Here is a 17,392-nt window from a genome sequence, read left to right as displayed (position 1 = left end):
GCTTGCGCAGAAAATGCTTACCCAGCAGCACCAGATCCACTAAGGTGAATTCTGGATTCCGAACGAAAGAACGGTACAATGCCAGATGATGTGTAGGCGTATCTGACGAAGGCCGAAGGTCAACCTCGACAATATCGCCTTGTAGAATCAGTACAACCAGTTGCTCCGCTTTCAGTTCTTCATAGGCCACGCCTTGGAAGAGCCAAATTGGCCTCCCATACTTCCTTTTTCAATTGTTCTAATATGTATAAGACACACCTTTTACTATCATTTCTGAAATCTGCAATGGAGGAGGTGACTGAAACTAACTTCAAATGGAAAATTACAGGAAGGTCTTAACGACCCTTTATCCTTGGTTCCGCTTTCATTATATGATTGTACGTACAACTTAGCCAGTCTTTTTTTATGTATTTTCTCGATAGATTTATGTACTCATTTTCAGAAAAATATAACAAAAACAGCCTATTTCTGCAATCCAGAAAACAGACTGTTCGGTACGACGAGAAACATGCCATCAAATATTAAGCGTTAAAGCTATATACTTATTAACTTGTCCTTACATGTTAAGAAATAAAACCGACTGATCTTCCAGCCTAGTGTTCCCCAGGCATGACCTGAACAGGCCCCGTAGATTCACGAACGATGAGCTCAGGCGGTAGAATTAACTGACGATCTTCTTCATGGTACCCCTTCTCTTCAATCATCGACAGCATGGTATCGGCAGCACGTAATCCCAATTCTTCCTTTGGATGCCGAATTGTCGTTAGCTTGATTTCCGTTGCTGTCGCCAAAAATGAATCATCAAACCCAACCAACGATAGATCATTGGGAATCTTCAGGCCCACCGAACGTACAATATCCAGGAGTCGAACAGCCAGCTCATCATTGTAGGTCACCCATCCAGTAGGACGCTCTCCCGCCTCCATCGCCAATAGCCTCGACGCACGTTGTAGCGGAATCTCATTTTTTTCTTCTGTCCGGTAAGTCGTTACTGCGTTCGGGTGTAGTGTCACACCATATTTGCGGTGAGCGGCCACAAATCCCTTCATACGAAGAATCCCTTGCATATCATCGGTTTTGAAAAATCCGGCCAAACGTCGGTGCCCCAGCTTAATCAGATGCTCTGCCGCCAAAAAACCACCCTTTTCATCATCTACTCGCAGACATGGCGCATCCATTTCCTCATAACGCGCATTGATCATCAAATAAGGGATTTGGCGATTTTCCACGGTTAAATAATAGTTCAGATTGGGATTACGCTCTCCACTTTTGGTCGGTTCGATAATAATTCCGCTCAGCGGTTGACTCAACAGCATTTCCAGGCACTGACTTTCTTGCTCAGGGTCATTACCTGTGCTTGACAGCAGCATTTTATAGCCCTGACGACTCAATTTGGATTCGATTCCCTGTACAATGGATGGGAAAATATAATCCGATATATAGGTTGTAATGACTCCAATCGTCTTTGGATCTTCGGGCTGCTTGCTGTCCCGTGTAGCGACAAAAGTTCCCTTGCCCTGCATCCGAAACAGCCAGCCTTCCTGCACCAGCTCACCCAGCGCCTGACGCACCGTTTGCCGACTAACGGCAAATTGTTCAGACATTTCATGCTCAGATGGAAGCTGGCTTTGTGGTTCCAGTTTAGATGAATGAATCCAGGACAAAATTTCCTGTTTAACTTGTATATATTTGGGCGCCATAATTTCCTCCGTACTTGCAATATCGTGTACCTGTTCATATTCCACGATTATAGCATACCGTTCATTTGTACATACAAATGTTACAGGAACAGGATATCGTCGTATTGCTGCCGGAGGTGTAAACCCATTCGCTTATCCCTTCCTTGCCACACATGAGTGGCTGAATATCTAAAGGAGAATTTATGTAGAGGTTGCACATTACGAACGAAGCAATTGATGTTCATTCATATACTTAAGTCCAGTATAGCGATCACGCAAGGTATGAGCCGTGCGCAATGCACGAGCGAGCTGTTCCTCCGTAACCCCGAGCTCGGCAATGGTAGATGGGCCTCCGACCTGAGCCAGCCATGCACGCATCTGCTCCGACGTAGGCAATTCCCGATACACCTTAAATGCCTCTACATCCTGACTGGCTGCTAAATCCCTGTACAGGTCAGACAGCAATGCGGATGCTACGCCTACTTTGGCACCATGCAAAACTTGCTTGCGTCCCTCTGCAATAAAATCCATTTCAATTCGGTGGGAAATATGGTGCTCTCCCCCTGACGCTGGACGAGAATGATCTATCATCAGCATCGAAATACCGGATGCAATCAGCGCATTCATCAATACCTCAACCCCAGCCTTGCTGCCTGCCGCAATCTCATCGACATGCTCTACACAGTCACACAGAGCCTCCTCGGTGATGCAATTAGCCACAGGTGAATACGGCTCGTTTCCCAAATCTCTGGAAACATGCCAGTCCGCTAGTGAGGTGAACTTACCGAGCATATCGCCAAAACCGGCCGCAGTCATCGTCTGTGGCGCGTTTGCCAGCACGGACAAATCAGCAAAGATCGCCTCTGGCGGAACTGCTTGGAATGTCTGCTTGCTGCCGTCCACAATTAGTGGTGCGCCTGCGGAGGTAAAACCATCCACCGAAGCAGCCGTCGGTACTGACAAGAACGGACGATTCATTTTATAACATACGAAGCGAACCAGATCATGAATCGTGCCGGAGCCTACAGCAAGTACAGCCTGACTCTTATCCGCCACACCCAGCAGCACCTTCATAATGTAGGCTTCATCAGCAATCACATCCCCTACAGCATTCGGAGGTAAGCGGACTACATCAACTGTCAAACCTGCCTCACGGATCAGCTCAGCCACTTTTGTTCCTGCCGCCACCGAAGTATGCTCATCTTCTACCAGAGTTACATGACGATAATCCTGTTGGTTCAGATAAGGGGCAACAGAGTCCAGTGCTCCATCCCGTACCTCAATAAACAATTCAACCTTTCGGTGAGGATGATCAGCGTTACTAGCCTGCGCCTCTTCGTTCCACAGCTTGATCTGTTCATTCATATTCATTTCATCAGCCTCCTGAAAAAGGAATAATTTGCACAAGAATGCTCCATAATGATTAATAGATTCCGTTTGAAAACGATTACTATTTAATTGTACGCACAAGTATGTGTCCAAGTCCAGCGAAAAAGTACAAGTTGCTTTTTAATTTACACATTCGAAAGGAACATGTTTATGAAATTTGGAACGGATATTGCCTGCGCACTTGGGTTATTGGCAGGTACAACGTTTGGCAGTGGTATTGCTTTTTTGTTCGGCTGGCAAGCTTATCGGGCCCTGACTTCTGTTGCAGTCTTTGGCGTTGTGGGAATTGTCATTACCATTGCCGTTTTTCGCTTGCTGCACCGTAAGTCACTTTCCACATCTAATTCTCGATAAATCCCGTTAGTGAAACGAGTGCAACTTGTTTTTTTGCCAATATACATAAAAAACGGGCACTCTTAAGCAATTGCATCGCTTGAGAGTACCCGTTTTTGTTTTACAAATATCACTTATGAAAGTGTATCAACCTATGGATTAACGTCTAATTCATAATCAATTTCATCAAACCCGAATCCAAATAATTGGAGGAAATCCAGACGGTATTGTTCGAGATCACCCAATTCAGATACGTTTTCTGTAGTGATTTCGGACCAAGCTGCTTTGACAGCCTGCTGCACATCGTCTCTCATTTCCCAGTTATCCAGCCGAATGCGTCCTTCTTCATCCGTTTCCACAGTGGACCCACTGTATAGCGTTTCGAACAGACGTTGCGCCTGCTCAATACATCCCTCGTGCAGTCCCTTTTCCTTCATGACCTTAAACAGCAAAGAAATATACAAAGGTACGACTGGAATAGCCGAACTGGATTGTGTAACCAAAGCTTTATTCACAGAAACGTAAGCTTTTCCATGATGACGCTCCAGTTGCTTTGTTAAAGTATGTGCTGTAGCTTCCAAATCATTTTTAGCTTGGCCAATGGTTCCTTTACGATAGATAGCCTCCGTAATTTCGGGACCAATATACGAGTAAGCCAGTGTGGTTACCCCTTCAGCCAGCAGATCAGCTTCTTCCAACGCTTTTAGCCACAAGGACCAATCTTCGCCACCCATTACCGTGATGGTGTTCTCAATTTCCTCCTGCGTAGCCGGTTCTAGCGTAATTTCTGATACGACACCTGTATTCGTATTCACTGTTTTATTAGAAAAAGACTGTCCGATAGGCTTGAGAACGGAATTAAAGGTCTCACCTGTATCGGGATGTGTCCGTCGCGGTGAAGCGACACTATATACAATCAGGTCTACCTTGCCCAGCTTTTCCTTTACCAGCTTCAACGTCTCCTGCTTAATTTCATGAGAAAAAGCATCTCCATTAATGCTTTCTGCTATGTAGCCAGCTGCTCTGGCCGCTCTTTCAAAGGCTACCGTATTATACCAGCCTGCTGAAGCCGTGCGCCCCTCTGATGCGGGACGTTCATAGGATACCCCTATGGTGTCCGCTCCCAGACCGAAGCTCGCAGCAATACGAGAAGCCAGCCCGTATCCAGTAGATGCTCCGATCACAAGCACCTTTTTAGCTCCTTGTATTGATGTGCTGTCTTTGATGTAGTTGATCTGACGGTTAACATGAGCCGCGCATCCTGCAGGATGTGCAGTCGTACATATGAAACCACGGATTTTCGGTTTAATAATCATTGCAAGGGTCCCCCTACTTTAGCATTCATTTAATATGGATGGAATGGTTGTCCAGTCATAACTATATAGCAAATCAGCTTGCGGCTCAACATATAACCTAGCACTTGAAGGCAACCGAAGAAAACTACCGTAAACATCATAGTCTACAACGCTTTCTTACTCCACTATTCATTTTGAATCATTTTCTAACAACATCACATCTTCACCCTGCTGTTGTCTTATTTTGATATTAGCTCTCCCCCAAGAACACATTAAGTCAATAATTTCATTTGCTGTAATTCCATATTCCGTTATATAATACTCCACTTTTGGAGGCATTTGATTATACACATGTCTACCTATGATACCATCCTTTTCAAGTTCGCGAAGTTGCTGTATAAGAACCTTTTGAGAAATGCCTGAAATACTACGCTGTAATTCACTTGTCCTTTTTCTACCAGACATTAATAAACATATGATTAATGATTTCCATTTACCCCCGATGATCTCAAGTGTTGCTTCTATGCCTAAATTATATTGTTTCATAGTACCACCTCTTCAACGCTAAAAATAACAACGTTTATCTAATTAATTCTATAATCGCATATCTTCACTTTAAGTCCAATGCATACTTTCAAGTAACTATCTTACTTTATTGTGTGTATTTACTTTTTTTGAAGCATACAGAATAATAATAGAGCATCTACAAAGGCAAATATGTTACGTAAGAAAGGTGATTTATGATGAAAACTCTTGTGATTTTAGCTCATCCCAATATCGAAGATTCTAGAGTAAATAACAGATGGAAACGAGAATTACTTCAATATACCAATGAAATTACAATTCATGAGATCTATAAAGAGTATCCAAACTGGAGCATTGATGTTTTGAAAGAACAACAGCTACTTGAAGCATACGATAATGTCATATTTCAATTCCCTTTGTATTGGTATAGTTACCCTCCTTTATTAAAAAAGTGGTTCGATGATGTATTTACCCATGGATGGGCTTATGGTTCAAAGGGTGATAAGTTAAAAGGAAAGAAGCTAGGGATAGCCATGTCGATTGGCGATAAAAAAGAAAATTACTTACCTACTGGTTCCGTTTCTTTTACGGTAGATGAAGTTATAGCACCTTTTAAGGCAAGCGCAGTGCATGTTGGCGCCATAACATTACCCTATTTCGCTGTCTTCGGAGCCTCGTTTCAAGCAAGCGACGAAGACATTGATCAGAGTGCAAAAGACTATATTAAATATATATTTCAGTATAAATAAAATAGTTATAATGGTACGCGCATTTTAACCATATAAAAACAGGCTCTTGGTGGCATTCAGCCAATCCAAGAACCTGTAAATGTTAGGCTATGATGCGGTCGAGAGGACTCGAACCTCCACGGGGGGTTAGCCCACACGGACCTGAACCGTGCGCGTCTGCCAATTCCGCCACGACCGCATATTATGTATTCACACCGATGTTTTTCAATCACGGTAATTTAGATTATATCTTCCATAGAACATAAAATCAAGCTATTTTTATATTATATTTTCTATGAATCATTTCCGTAAATATAAGAAAATCACTGGATATCACAAACCAGATATGGTAAAATGGGTCCATCAGGAAAGGAGGTGCGTCAACATCAATAATCATATGTTGAGCGTATCCCTTACCCGGTCCGTTATTCTCTAATTTACAGAGTTGACGGAGGCGCGGGATACGGATCAAAGCTTTAAATAAGCGCCACGGGTAGAAAGACCGTCCTCGGACGGTCTTTTTTATTTCAGCATCATCTATAAGATTACATACTGCACTGTGAAAGAGGAGATACAATGTCGATTAGACCCGCAAGTGTGGAAGAGCTCAACGAGTTGGCAGCCATCTGGCTAGATGCTTCCATAGAAGCCCATCATTTTATTGCTCCGCAGTATTGGTCATCACAAGTTACCGAGATGGAAAACAGGTACCTTCCTCTCGCTCAAAACTACGTTATCATACAAGATGATCACAGCATTGGCGGCTTCGTTTCCATGTTGGATGGATACTTAGCAGCTCTGTTTATTCGTGTTGATTCTCAAAGAAAAGGCTATGGCAAGTTACTACTAGATTGGGTGAAGAAGCAACATAATGAGATTCAATTAAAGGTATACCAGTCGAACACGAAAGCATTTAACTTCTATACTAAAAATGGATTTACCATTCAAGCGGAATCTGTTGATACCGAAACTGACGAGAAAGAATTTGTAATGGTATGGACAAAACATGAACGATATTGAAGCACCATTAGCTATACAATCTTCTTATTTAACCCATAGACCTCGGTATATAAAATCTCTTTAAACGGAGCAAAATCCTGTTCAGCCAGCGTACCTGGATAGCTCATTATTTGAAGCCGCAGATCAGCCTGTCCTTCTCTTAAAGGAGGCTGTACATAGTCAAAATGGTTCAGATGAAATCCCAAACGTTCATAAAAACCAATTCTTCTCCGAGTCCACTCATCCACTGGTGGCTCAACCTCCAGTACTACCGGTTTACCGGACTGTGAAATAAACTTGCTCATAAGCTCTTTACCTAACCCGCCACCTCGTATAGCCGAATCTACGGCAATATGCTCTACAAACCGAAAATCTGTAAACTCCCATCCCGCCAAAAAAGCAATTGTTTGCCCTTGTTCGTCCTTTTGGGTAAGTAAACGATAACATGGATGATGAAGCAGAGCCCTCTGTGACTCAAATGTCCTGCATTCCGTTTCAGGAAAAGAAGCCTCCATAATCGCATATACTTGAGAGAATTCAAGTTCATTCATTTATACTTTCAACTCCTCTAACGTTAACTTGTTGGTCTACTAATGTCATTTACATTAGGGCTCTAACCCTTTAGACCTTGTTTAATTCCATAAGCGTCAGCAATATGTGTTCCAACAGCTCTGGAATGTCTTCCATCTGATCTTCGTTAATTTGTCTGGAAAATCGGAGTTCAATCCTGTTTTGGTATGTAGATGTCTTCTCTCCGTAAATCTGACTAAGCGTTTGTACCGGTCGAAGATCGGGCTTCCAAATTTCGGTCAGTATATTTTCAATCCGGCTGCATTGTGACTCAATTTCACGAATTTCCATGTAAAAACTCAGCAACAAGACACATCCCGGAATTTGATCTTTGATTTCCAAAATTTCCGCAGCCAAGTTGTTTAAATCTGCCTTCAGTTGAATCTCTGCTGTCACACTCGGGTGTTCTCTCAGTCTGAATTGGACAGCAAATTCACGTGACATCACAGACATTTCCAATCTGTCGATTCGCTGCGTAATGTCAATACGTGAATCTAGATTATCCAGATCGTATACTGTATTTTCCATGGCCACTTTTAAATTATCAAAAACCGTCGGATCGAACATTTTTTTCACCTCTACTTATCATCCATTCATTAAGTCCACATTTAAATATATTACCAATTTATTCATTATATCATACGTGTCTCGCTCTAAGAATTCAACGTATAAAAAGGAACCTCTAGTTTCTACTTCTGATGCATTGAAAAATATGCTCTGGCTACAAAATGTTCTATTACATTTATTTTTTGATAAATATTCCTTTTTTATATTCCATTTATCTGGCAAATAATATACAATAGTTCAGAAAATATTACTTTACTAATATATTCATATAAATGAATATAATCAAAAAAAGATCTGCTACAATTGGGCAATAAAATACGTTGCTTCTCATCTCAAATAAAGAGCCACGTCCCTGTCTCCAGGTGCGCGGCTCTTTTGTAGTTCAGATTATCCATTATCCATTCGTGACACTCAGTTCATCAAATTCTGTCTATTTTACGATAAACGCGAGCTAAATCCCGAGTAGGAGAACTTGTCGGATCACCTTGCCTTATCCACTTTTCTACCTCTTGTTCCATTTCACTCATCAAGTCTATATTTAATAGTTCTCAATTAAATAGGTATATCTACTTCATGTGTCTAACCCATAAAAAAACTCCTTAGGCTTTACTTAGAAAGGACAAAAAATGAAACTTTGTAACAAAATGTTCTAATATATTCATTTTATTGATAAATACCCCTTTTTATTATTCCAATTTCCTGGTAAATGATATACAATTAGTTCGGACATAATTACTAATATATTCATATAAATGAATATAAATCCCAAAAAAGAAAGGACTCTTATTCATGAAAAAAACGTTGTTAGCTTCATTAGGTCTTACACTTATGCTGAGTACTACTGCCAGTATCGCTTTAGCCGAAGAAGCAAATTCTGTACCCGCAGCAAAGGAATCAACACTTGCCTCTGCACTTGAATATAATGAACAGGAGCCAAATGATTGGTTTGAGCAAGCTAACTATTATTTTATTGGTGATGCTGTCATTGGAACCCTTGGTAAAGAGGGGGTGCCCGGAGTCTGGGAAGCCATTGACGTATTTAAATTTAAGGCTTTTGAAGCTCAAAAAGTTCATTTTACAATTCAGGGAGACAGATATTCTGATTCCTGGTTGGAAATGACTGTTTACGATAGTACTGGTAATAAAATTAAACGTTCAAGAGACGGTAACTATTTTTTAGATGTAGAACTTGAAAAAGGTAAGGAATACTACCTAATCGTCGATGCGCCAGGACTTCAACCTTACACAGGAAATACATTCTTTTATAAAGTTTCTTCTGAAGCTATTTAAAATTATGTAACTTACTTAGTAGTTTAAAAAATCAATAAAACATAACTACGCCAAAAAAGCCTCGACCCTTTCTTAAGGGGCGAGGCTTTTGTAGTTCAGTCATTCTATTCGGTGCACCCAGTTCTTTTACCCCTGTGTAAGTCTTACGACAAACGTGAGCTAAAGTCCTCGTAGGAGAACTGACGGATTACCTTGATGCCTTCTTCGTCGTTGTAGCTGGCGATGGCTGGCAGGTTGACTCCGTTGAACATGTGGTTTTTGACCATCGTGTAATGGGCCATGTCGCAGAATACAAGCTTGTCTCCCGGCTTCAGTGGCTCTTTAAAGGAATAGTCTCCAATCACATCTCCAGCCAAGCACGTAAGTCCACCAAGTCTGTAGGTGTAAGCATACTCGCCAGGCTGGCCTGCATCGATGATATTTGGGCGATATGGCATAGCCAGCACGTCAGGCATATGACATTCAGCCGAAGTATCCAGAATGGCAATATCCATTCCGTTTTTCATCGTATCCAATACGGTTGCCACCAGATATCCAGTATTCAAAGCAATAGCTTCGCCTGGCTCCAGATAAACCTGCACACCATATTTATCCTGAAAATATTGAATACAGCGTACCAGCGTGTCCAGATCATAGTCTTCTCTGGTAATATGGTGACCGCCGCCGAAATTGAGCCATTTCATGTTCTTAATGTATGGCCCGAATTTCTCATCCACGACTTTAATGGTGCGCTCTAGCGTATCTGAATTCTGTTCACACATCGTATGAAAATGAATACCGTCCACGCCATCCAGATCCTCAGGTCTAAAGTTAGCCAGGGTCACACCCATTCTGGAGTTGTTGTAGCAAGGATCATACAGCGGCGTTTCGATTTCCGAATATTCCGGATTAACCCGAATGCCAATGTCAATTTTTTTGGAAGTTACGCCTTGCACTCTGCTTTTGTAGCGTTTCAGTTGATCAAAGGAGTTGAAAACAATATGGTCAACATACTCCAATAGCTCATCAAATTCACTGTCAACATAAGCAGGTGCGTATACATGAACCTCTTTGTCCATTTTTTCGCGACCAAGTCGTGCTTCGAACAACGAACTGGAGGTTACGCCTTTTAAGTATTTGCCAACCAGAGGAAAGGTCGAAAACATCGAAAATCCCTTAAGAGCGAGCAAAATACTGCAGCCTGTCCGCTCTTGAACGGAATTTAAAACCTCAAGGTTTTTGACAAGAAGTCTTTCGTCAACAAGATAACAAGGTGATGGAAGTCCTGTAATATCAATATTCATCGCAGACCTCAATCAAGCAACGTTGGCGTAAAGTTCTCTTGCCATGGCAATCCGTGTTTATTTAGTGCTTCCATAAATGGATCTGGATCAAATTCCTCAACGTTGTAAACGCCTGGTTTTTTCCAGATACCTTTGATGATAAGCATTGCGCCGATCATGGCAGGAACACCAGTTGTGTAAGAAATGGCTTGGGAGCCAACCTCTGCATAACATTCCTCATGATCACAAACATTGTAAACATAATATGTTTTTGGTTTTCCATCTTTCACACCTTGGATGATGCAACCAATGTTTGTTTTGCCTTTTGTTCTTGGTCCCAGAGAAGCTGGGTCTGGCAAAATAGCTTTTAGGAATTGCAGTGGAATGATTTGTTGTCCTTCGTAATCAATAGGCTCGATCGAAGTCATGCCTACGTTTTGAAGTACATTCAAATGATTCAGATAATTGTCCGAGAACGTCATCCAGAAGCGGATTTTTTTCACGCCTTTAATATTCACTGCAAGAGATTCCAGTTCTTCATGGTACAAAAGATATATATTTTTCGGTCCAATTTCAGGAAGGTCGTATACCTTTTTCTCAGAAAGTGGCTCAGTTTCAATCCATTCTCCGTTTTCAAAGTAACGGCCTTTCGCCGTAATTTCACGAATATTGATTTCCGGATTAAAATTAGTTGCAAAAGGATATCCGTGATCCCCTGCATTCGCATCCACAATATCAATCGTATGAATTTCATCAAAGTAGTGCTTTTGAGCATAAGCCGTAAATACTCCAGTTACGCCTGGATCAAAACCGCTGCCCAGCAGAGCTGTAATTCCTGCTTTTTCGAATCTTTCTTTGTAGGCCCATTGCCAGCTGTATTCAAACTTCGGCGTATCCGGCGGTTCATAGTTCGCCGTATCAACGTAATGAACACCTGTCTCAAGGCAAGCATCCATTATCGTCAAATCCTGATAAGGGAGAGCCACATTGATAACTACATCCGGTTGAAAGCTTCGAATCAAGTCAATGACCATGTCGGTGTTGTCAGCATCAAGCTGAGCCGTTTGGATCTTCGTACGACCTCCACCCAGCTTCTCTTTAAGCGCATCGCATTTCTCAACAGTTCTGCTTGCGATACAAATTTCTTCAAATACATCTGGGTTTTGGCAACATTTATGCACCACAACGCTGGCCACGCCACCGGCGCCAATAATCAATGCTTTTCCCAAAATAAATAACCTCCTTATTCCATACGCTAATCGCTAATCATTCTTGCAAACAAAATGATTATAAAGACATCCCACCAAATAATCAAGAAAAACGACAATTTGCTGTGTCAAAATTCACAGGAACATGTCACAAAAACTTTACAAATCCCAAAATTAGGCATAAAAACTCCGTAAAGTGTGCAAAAAACAAACATTACCCCATACACTCTAGGGAAGTCAGCACGTATTTAACGGAAGTTTTTTTGAATCTAATGCTCATAGTCCTAAAGAGTTAATACTATCTTATTTCTAAACAAAAGACCACCCCTCCGCATCCTATGAAGAAGATTCATGGGGTGGTAAAATAATGGGCTGATAGCGTAATGCCTCATCTACGATCTCTGCTGCACTCAAGTCACGGTCATCCCAGTAGATCAAATTACTGATCCCCGGATGGGGCGTATTTTGCTTCACTATGGTCAGCATGCTGTCGATTTCCTCTTCTGTTCCCTCACCTCTGATGATTTTTTCCACTAACTCTATAAGCTCACTTCGATCCAAATTTTGGAGTTCCTTTCTATCTCTATCCAGACTCATATAATTGCCCTCCTTTGTATTGAGTATGATCGGCATTGTGTGGGCCCATCCCTTCTTCTGTAAGCGCTATATGACCTATTATGGAGATTTAAGAAGAGTTTATGATAAATAAAGCCGCCCCCAGTATGGGAACGGCTCTATACAGTAATAAAGCTTGTTAAACCATGATTTTGCAAATATCGTTCGTGAATTCAACCGGATCTTGCAGTGGCAAGCCTTCGATCAGCAAAGCCTGATTATACAGTAATGCCGTATAGAGGTTTACCTTCTCCTTATCCTTGTCAAAAGCTTCTTTCAAAGAGTTGAACACCGCATGGTTTACGTTGATTTCCAGCACTTTATTCGCTTTGACATCGGCGTTATTAGGCATGGCGTTCAAGATTTTTTCCATCTCAATCGTCACTTCACCGTCTGCGGACAGACATACCGGATGTGTCTTCAAGCGCTTGGAGGCTTTAACACTGGATACCTTGCCTTCCAGCAAGCCCTTCATGTACTCGAACAGCTCTTTGTTGTCGTTTTGTTCTGCTTCTGATTCTTTCTCGTTTTCGTCAGGCTCAATGCCCAGATCGCCGCTCGATACAGATTTAAATTCTTTTTCTTTGTAGCTTAAGAGCATTTTAATAGCGAACTCATCAATATCATCGGTGAAATACAGAATTTCGTAGCCTTTGTCAGCCACCATTTCGGTTTGCGGCAGTTTTTCAATACGCTCATTGGACTCCCCGGAAGCGTAATAAATATACTTCTGATCCTCTGGCATACGCGATACGTATTCGTCCAAAGTAACCTGCTTTTTCTCTGTAGAAGAGTAGAACATGAGCAGATCCTGGAGAGTTTCTTTATGTCTGCCGTAATCGTTGTAGACACCAAATTTTAATTGTCTGCCAAATGATTTGTAGAATTGATCATATTTCTCCCGGTCATTTTTGAGCAAGGTCAGCAATTGGCCTTTGATTTTGCTTTCGATATTTTTAGCAATCAGCTTCAGCTGACGGTCATGCTGCAGCATTTCTCTGGAAATGTTGAGCGACAGGCTTTCGGAGTCGACCATACCTTTGACAAAGCTAAAATAATCCGGCAGCAGGTCAGGAGATTTTTCCATAATCAGCACACCGTTAGCATACAACTCCAGCCCTTTTTCATATTCCTTGGAGTAGAAATCAAACGGAATATTTTCAGGAATAAACAGAATAGCTTGGTACACTACCGCGCCATCCGCACTGACGTGGATATGCTGGAGCGGCTTGTCGTAGCCATAGCGTTTTTCCGCGTAGAAATTTTGATAATCCTCGTCGGTCAGCTCGCTTTTGTTTTTTCTCCAGATAGGAACCATGCTGTTAATACGCTGTTCTTCTTCGTAATCCTCGAACTCGTTGTCGCTTCCCTCTTTCAGACGCTTGCCTGTAATATCCATTTTAATCGGATAGCGGATAAAGTCGGAGTATTTTTTAATCAGTGCTTTTAAACGGTACTCGTCCAAATATTCATCGTAGGACTCATCTTCGGTGTTTGCCTTGATTTTCAGAACTATCTCTGTTCCGACCTCGTCCTTCTCAGCTGCCTCAATGGTATACCCGTCTGCACCTGTGGATTCCCATTTATATGCAGTATCGCTTCCCAAAGCCTTGGTAGTCACTGTAACCACATCGGCCACCATGAAAGCTGAATAGAAACCAACGCCGAATTGACCGATGATGTCATGACCATCCTTGGATTCATTTTCATTTTTGAATGCCAATGAACCACTTTTAGCAATAACACCCAGGTTATTTTCTAGTTCTTCCTTGGTCATACCAATCCCGGTATCACGCAGGGTTAGCGTTCTGTTATCCTTATCGGCAGTTACTTTGATATAATAATTTTCTTTGTCAAAGACCAGTTGATCATCCGTCAATGCTTTGTAATAAATTTTGTCAATCGCATCACTTGCATTGGAGATCAGCTCTCTTAGGAAAATTTCCTTTTGCGTGTAAATCGAGTTAATCATCATTTCGAGCAGACGCTTGGACTCAGCCTGAAACTGTTTTTTCTCCATTCGGATATCTCCTTTCAAATATGAACCTATGTAAGGCCAGCGGATATGAGCTATGCAAACGATTCAACTTTGTTAGCACTCCCATCATTCGAGTGCTAGCCTACCTTTTTTATATCATTCCTCATTTTTTATGTCAATATCTCGGTCGACTAAACATTAAAATTACATTTCAGGAAATCGCTAGTGTCTAATGTGCTTAAACATCACGTTAAACATTTCGACAGAAGATGGAAACAGCCCCTGTACATGGGGAAGCAGATTACTCCTGATCCGCAGCTCATCCTCATTCAAATGCTGTAGGTCCTCATGAAAGAACCAAACAATAGGATAATCGCCGTCCTTATGTCTGCTGCCTGCATTTAAACAAACGGGACCCTGGTCGTCCTCTGCTATTGCAAAAGGAATGTAGCCTGCTGACAGAAGAGGTGACCATTGATCAAGCAAATCATAAAATGCCTTTAAGCCTTGACCTACAGGCAGACGTGGAAACTCAACAAACGTACAATCGCTCCAGTATACTCCCGGAATGGATTCATTATCGAATTGTAAAGATACATAATGGTAGGACATGATAAAACTCCTCAGCAGGGGCGGCAGCTCAAAATGGTATTTTTCCTCCATCTCCCGAACTTCCTGTTCAGTAATCTGTGAAAGGAGAGGCTTCCACTTGATCCATCCCTCCTCGTCGACATTCCCATCACGCATTTCCATCGGTACATTTTCTTCCACATCCATAAAAAAGGCTTCATCCATCTGAGCAAATAGTTCCTTCATGGATGTACGAATATCCGCTTTCTTGTCCATGTCTTCACACCTCTTTCCTCTCTATTCACATTTTGCATCATGGGTTAATGCCAAATGCCCTCTATCTGAAAATAGCATTGTAATCATGTGCTGCTACACTTTTTAAGTTCAGCTTATCAGAACTTGCTTTTATCACCATTTGCGGAATATTAGTATTACCAGCGCAAGGGCTCATAGTTCCGCCAGATCACCCAACGCGCTGTCTCGTGAATTGGCGCGGCCAATGCTATATTCGTCCTTCGTGCCGCTCTGCAAATCAATCAAATGAAGCATACCGCCATACGTTCCAACCGCCAACATACTTTCATCAGGTGTAGCTGCCAGCCCGGATATCGTACTGCCGACAAAATAGCGCCAAAGTTCACGGCCCTCCCTGTCAATCAGACGGAGATAACCGTAGGCATCACCCAAAATAGATCCTTGTGTCAGCGCTGTTGCAGCGTATACTCGCATTTCTTCATTCATCATCGGCCATTCTTCCTTATTCTGAGCAAGACCCTGCTCCACCTCAGCAATCGACACTTGAATGGTGGCACCGTTGTAGAAATGACAGGCATTGTACCAGACGTTCAGATCATCTTTGGCAAATAGAGCATAATGCGGATAACTAGAACTTGGCTCCAATGTATGCAACGTCTTATCAGACAGATCCATAAGCATATGCTCACTCATCTGGCTACCGTAAGCAATCCAACGTCCATCCCTCGACACAGCTCCATGGGCCATATCCACAATCGTGTCTTCCAACTCTAGTTTTCTTCGTTCAGACGCCTTGGGATGGATCAAATCCACCTGATCACCAGCCAGCAAATAAACGCCGTAACCGCAAACCAACAGAAGTCGCTGTCCATCGCCAAACGGAATCACTTCATCTAATATATCTTCAGGATGCTCCTCATCTCCCAAGCACTCCAGATCAGGAATGGATGCTTTTAAGCGGCCTTGTATATCCTTCCACTGAAAATGTGCTGTCGCTTCTCCTTGCAGATTTAAGTCCGGTTGACGAACAATCCGAATCCCCTGTCCATCCACCAACGCAAATTAAGTCCCGTCCGGCGAACAGCCTACTCGATGCAGTCCGGGGATTTGCAAGATTCTATCTTTTCCCGTCACATAGATCGTCCCACGTTCCCGAGGATTGCCCGCATGTAGAATGACTTCATTGCCTCCATTCACAAAAGCTATCGGCCTAACGGCTTGCAAAGCCTCCTCGAACGCTGGTGTAAGCGGCCAAGACGCGGCTGGAATCTCTCGACGTAACTGCTCCATTTCACCAGCCTGATTCGCCTCCTGAATCATACGAAAAATATCTTTGGCCATCTTGGGGCGTTCGTCCTGGTTTGGCTCTGATTGCTCCTGCTGCCATTCACTTTCCTGCCGACTCTGACAAATTCATTCACATCTGCGGCATACCTTTTTCCTTCCTGTCGCCACTTTGCTGCCATTTCATGATTCAACCAACTCATTTGCTTCTCCCATCCAGTGTATGTATGCCCTGTTTGTTCTACAGGCTTTGTTCATTCTGTTAGGTGGTTTCTCACCTTTGTCAGCACAGACCACAGGTCTGTCACTGCCTTCACCTCTTCATTGTCCAGAAAGGCATCTCGTTTGTCATAGTATTTTACCGCTATAGTCACCATCTGAAGCGTCACTGGCTGTCCAGCAGCCTTAAGGACTTCCACAATACTTTCGAAGGTCGCCAACTCAAACCAGGTTTGAACCTGACGATCCAGCACCCACTTGGGAATATACTCGTCCTGTTCGTTGGTTACGACTGCACCCTCCTCTGCACATTCCTCTAGCCAATGCTCATCCCAATAATAAATCGGTGTGTGAACAGGTTCTTGATCCCATTGATCCACATTCACATATAACCAGTTATTATGCAGTTGCCCCACGCTACGCACCAATTCCTGCAATCCTTCAAATACACGATAAGACGGGCGCTCTTTGCGACGGTAATCCTCAAGTCTTGTCTCATACCTGCTCATCTCCAACCTCCCGCTTCCTATATCAGCTAAACACTCAAAATTCGCATAACATACATTTACAACTTATAAAACCCGATATAATTACAAGCACCTCGTAAAGTGTCAAGACTACTTAAG

At 42.5% G+C, this 17,392-nt stretch carries 16 protein-coding genes, 1 tRNA gene and 2 pseudogenes; 4 read left to right on the top strand and 15 right to left on the bottom strand.

What is annotated here, in order from left to right:
* Positions 1-64: 64 nt before the first annotated feature.
* The 3 genes and pseudogenes from ACWGXJ_RS08955 to ACWGXJ_RS08945 all read right to left on the bottom strand — a co-directional run.
* Positions 65-193: pseudogene (locus ACWGXJ_RS08955) on the bottom strand (class II aldolase/adducin family protein); the annotation flags it as partial.
* Positions 194-593: 400 nt separating this feature from the next.
* Positions 594-1,700: a substrate-binding domain-containing protein gene (locus tag ACWGXJ_RS08950; RefSeq protein WP_452566588.1), complete on the bottom strand. Its 1,107-nt coding sequence runs from the start codon at positions 1,698-1,700 to the stop codon at positions 594-596.
* Positions 1,701-1,898: 198 nt separating this feature from the next.
* Positions 1,899-3,050 carry a sn-glycerol-1-phosphate dehydrogenase gene (locus tag ACWGXJ_RS08945; RefSeq protein WP_452566587.1) on the bottom strand — a complete coding sequence of 384 codons (1,152 nt, stop codon included), beginning with the start codon at positions 3,048-3,050 and terminating at the stop codon, positions 1,899-1,901.
* A 168-nt stretch (positions 3,051-3,218) separates the two neighbouring features.
* Between ACWGXJ_RS08945 and ACWGXJ_RS08940 the strand changes: the two genes are divergently transcribed.
* Positions 3,219-3,422 carry a hypothetical protein gene (locus ACWGXJ_RS08940; RefSeq protein WP_061828633.1) on the top strand — a complete coding sequence of 68 codons (204 nt, stop codon included), beginning with the start codon at positions 3,219-3,221 and terminating at the stop codon, positions 3,420-3,422.
* 131 nt (positions 3,423-3,553) lie between these two features.
* Here ACWGXJ_RS08940 and fabV read toward each other — a convergent pair whose 3' ends face one another.
* Both fabV and ACWGXJ_RS08930 read right to left on the bottom strand, forming a co-directional pair.
* Positions 3,554-4,717: an enoyl-ACP reductase FabV gene (gene fabV / locus ACWGXJ_RS08935; RefSeq protein WP_254327818.1), complete on the bottom strand. Its 1,164-nt coding sequence runs from the start codon at positions 4,715-4,717 to the stop codon at positions 3,554-3,556.
* A 168-nt stretch (positions 4,718-4,885) separates the two neighbouring features.
* Positions 4,886-5,242: a winged helix-turn-helix transcriptional regulator gene (locus tag ACWGXJ_RS08930; RefSeq protein ID WP_307349401.1), complete on the bottom strand. Its 357-nt coding sequence runs from the start codon at positions 5,240-5,242 to the stop codon at positions 4,886-4,888.
* Between the two features lie 197 nt (positions 5,243-5,439).
* Here ACWGXJ_RS08930 and ACWGXJ_RS08925 point away from each other — a divergent pair, with 197 nt between their 5' ends.
* Positions 5,440-5,970 carry an NAD(P)H-dependent oxidoreductase gene (locus ACWGXJ_RS08925; RefSeq protein ID WP_165176719.1) on the top strand — a complete coding sequence of 177 codons (531 nt, stop codon included), beginning with the start codon at positions 5,440-5,442 and terminating at the stop codon, positions 5,968-5,970.
* A gap of 93 nt (positions 5,971-6,063) precedes the next feature.
* On the opposite strand, the gene ACWGXJ_RS08920 is transcribed toward ACWGXJ_RS08925, so the two are convergent.
* Positions 6,064-6,148, bottom strand: a tRNA-Leu gene (locus ACWGXJ_RS08920).
* Positions 6,149-6,525: 377 nt separating this feature from the next.
* Between ACWGXJ_RS08920 and ACWGXJ_RS08915 the strand changes: the two genes are divergently transcribed.
* Positions 6,526-6,969 carry an N-acetyltransferase gene (locus ACWGXJ_RS08915; RefSeq protein ID WP_452566586.1) on the top strand — a complete coding sequence of 148 codons (444 nt, stop codon included), beginning with the start codon at positions 6,526-6,528 and terminating at the stop codon, positions 6,967-6,969.
* A gap of 11 nt (positions 6,970-6,980) precedes the next feature.
* Here the strand turns inward: ACWGXJ_RS08915 and ACWGXJ_RS08910 are convergent, their stop codons facing one another.
* A complete protein-coding gene (locus ACWGXJ_RS08910) occupies positions 6,981-7,499 on the bottom strand; it encodes a GNAT family N-acetyltransferase (RefSeq protein WP_452566585.1) in 519 nt (172 codons plus the stop codon).
* Positions 7,500-7,569: 70 nt separating this feature from the next.
* Positions 7,570-8,085: a hypothetical protein gene (locus tag ACWGXJ_RS08905; protein ID WP_254349539.1), complete on the bottom strand. Its 516-nt coding sequence runs from the start codon at positions 8,083-8,085 to the stop codon at positions 7,570-7,572.
* 789 nt (positions 8,086-8,874) lie between these two features.
* On the opposite strand from ACWGXJ_RS08905, the gene ACWGXJ_RS08900 reads away from it, so the two are divergent.
* Positions 8,875-9,375, top strand: coding sequence for a hypothetical protein (locus tag ACWGXJ_RS08900; protein WP_452566584.1), 501 nt, complete (start codon positions 8,875-8,877; stop codon positions 9,373-9,375).
* A gap of 143 nt (positions 9,376-9,518) precedes the next feature.
* On the opposite strand, the gene nspC is transcribed toward ACWGXJ_RS08900, so the two are convergent.
* The 7 genes and pseudogenes from nspC to ACWGXJ_RS08865 form a co-directional block, all read right to left on the bottom strand.
* Positions 9,519-10,658 carry a carboxynorspermidine decarboxylase gene (nspC, locus tag ACWGXJ_RS08895; protein ID WP_023987969.1) on the bottom strand — a complete coding sequence of 380 codons (1,140 nt, stop codon included), beginning with the start codon at positions 10,656-10,658 and terminating at the stop codon, positions 9,519-9,521.
* An 8-nt stretch (positions 10,659-10,666) separates the two neighbouring features.
* Complete coding sequence (locus ACWGXJ_RS08890) at positions 10,667-11,866, bottom strand: saccharopine dehydrogenase family protein (protein ID WP_013309649.1); 1,200 nt, start codon at positions 11,864-11,866, stop codon at positions 10,667-10,669.
* A 315-nt stretch (positions 11,867-12,181) separates the two neighbouring features.
* Positions 12,182-12,442 (bottom strand): bacteriocin immunity protein, encoded by a 261-nt coding sequence (locus ACWGXJ_RS08885; RefSeq protein ID WP_250261824.1) that lies wholly within the window; start codon positions 12,440-12,442, stop codon positions 12,182-12,184.
* Between the two features lie 157 nt (positions 12,443-12,599).
* Positions 12,600-14,480, bottom strand: coding sequence for a molecular chaperone HtpG (gene htpG, locus ACWGXJ_RS08880; protein ID WP_254349394.1), 1,881 nt, complete (start codon positions 14,478-14,480; stop codon positions 12,600-12,602).
* 180 nt (positions 14,481-14,660) lie between these two features.
* The gene (locus ACWGXJ_RS08875) at positions 14,661-15,284 is read right to left on the bottom strand and encodes an SMI1/KNR4 family protein (RefSeq protein ID WP_061828644.1); all 624 of its coding nucleotides are present in this window, start codon (positions 15,282-15,284) and stop codon (positions 14,661-14,663) included.
* Positions 15,285-15,439: 155 nt separating this feature from the next.
* A pseudogene (locus ACWGXJ_RS08870) lies at positions 15,440-16,750 on the bottom strand (hypothetical protein).
* 51 nt (positions 16,751-16,801) lie between these two features.
* On the bottom strand, positions 16,802-17,275 hold the full coding sequence (locus ACWGXJ_RS08865; RefSeq protein ID WP_452566583.1) for a DUF7716 domain-containing protein: 474 nt from the start codon (positions 17,273-17,275) through the stop codon (positions 16,802-16,804).
* Positions 17,276-17,392: the final 117 nt, after the last annotated feature.

It is taken from the genome of Paenibacillus sp. S33 (assembly GCF_053615415.1).
Note: the sequence above shows the minus strand (reverse complement) of the source record. Positions and strands in the feature narration are given on the sequence as shown.

Excerpts from the sequence above, each read along its gene's own strand:
- ACWGXJ_RS08950 (WP_452566588.1), bottom strand. The coding sequence starts at position 1,700 with ATGGCGCCCAAATATATACAAGTTAAACAGGAAATTTTGTCCTGGATT.
- ACWGXJ_RS08900 (WP_452566584.1), top strand. The coding sequence starts at position 8,875 with ATGAAAAAAACGTTGTTAGCTTCATTAGGTCTTACACTTATGCTGAGT.
- ACWGXJ_RS08865 (WP_452566583.1), bottom strand. The coding sequence starts at position 17,275 with ATGAGCAGGTATGAGACAAGACTTGAGGATTACCGTCGCAAAGAGCGC.
- ACWGXJ_RS08930 (WP_307349401.1), bottom strand. The coding sequence starts at position 5,242 with ATGAAACAATATAATTTAGGCATAGAAGCAACACTTGAGATCATCGGG.
- nspC (WP_023987969.1), bottom strand. The coding sequence starts at position 10,658 with ATGAATATTGATATTACAGGACTTCCATCACCTTGTTATCTTGTTGAC.
- ACWGXJ_RS08940 (WP_061828633.1), top strand. The coding sequence starts at position 3,219 with ATGAAATTTGGAACGGATATTGCCTGCGCACTTGGGTTATTGGCAGGT.
- ACWGXJ_RS08905 (WP_254349539.1), bottom strand. The coding sequence starts at position 8,085 with ATGTTCGATCCGACGGTTTTTGATAATTTAAAAGTGGCCATGGAAAAT.
- ACWGXJ_RS08915 (WP_452566586.1), top strand. The coding sequence starts at position 6,526 with ATGTCGATTAGACCCGCAAGTGTGGAAGAGCTCAACGAGTTGGCAGCC.
- ACWGXJ_RS08910 (WP_452566585.1), bottom strand. The coding sequence starts at position 7,499 with ATGAATGAACTTGAATTCTCTCAAGTATATGCGATTATGGAGGCTTCT.
- ACWGXJ_RS08875 (WP_061828644.1), bottom strand. The coding sequence starts at position 15,284 with ATGGACAAGAAAGCGGATATTCGTACATCCATGAAGGAACTATTTGCT.
- ACWGXJ_RS08885 (WP_250261824.1), bottom strand. The coding sequence starts at position 12,442 with ATGAGTCTGGATAGAGATAGAAAGGAACTCCAAAATTTGGATCGAAGT.
- htpG (WP_254349394.1), bottom strand. The coding sequence starts at position 14,480 with ATGGAGAAAAAACAGTTTCAGGCTGAGTCCAAGCGTCTGCTCGAAATG.
- ACWGXJ_RS08945 (WP_452566587.1), bottom strand. The coding sequence starts at position 3,050 with ATGAATATGAATGAACAGATCAAGCTGTGGAACGAAGAGGCGCAGGCT.
- ACWGXJ_RS08925 (WP_165176719.1), top strand. The coding sequence starts at position 5,440 with ATGAAAACTCTTGTGATTTTAGCTCATCCCAATATCGAAGATTCTAGA.
- fabV (WP_254327818.1), bottom strand. The coding sequence starts at position 4,717 with ATGATTATTAAACCGAAAATCCGTGGTTTCATATGTACGACTGCACAT.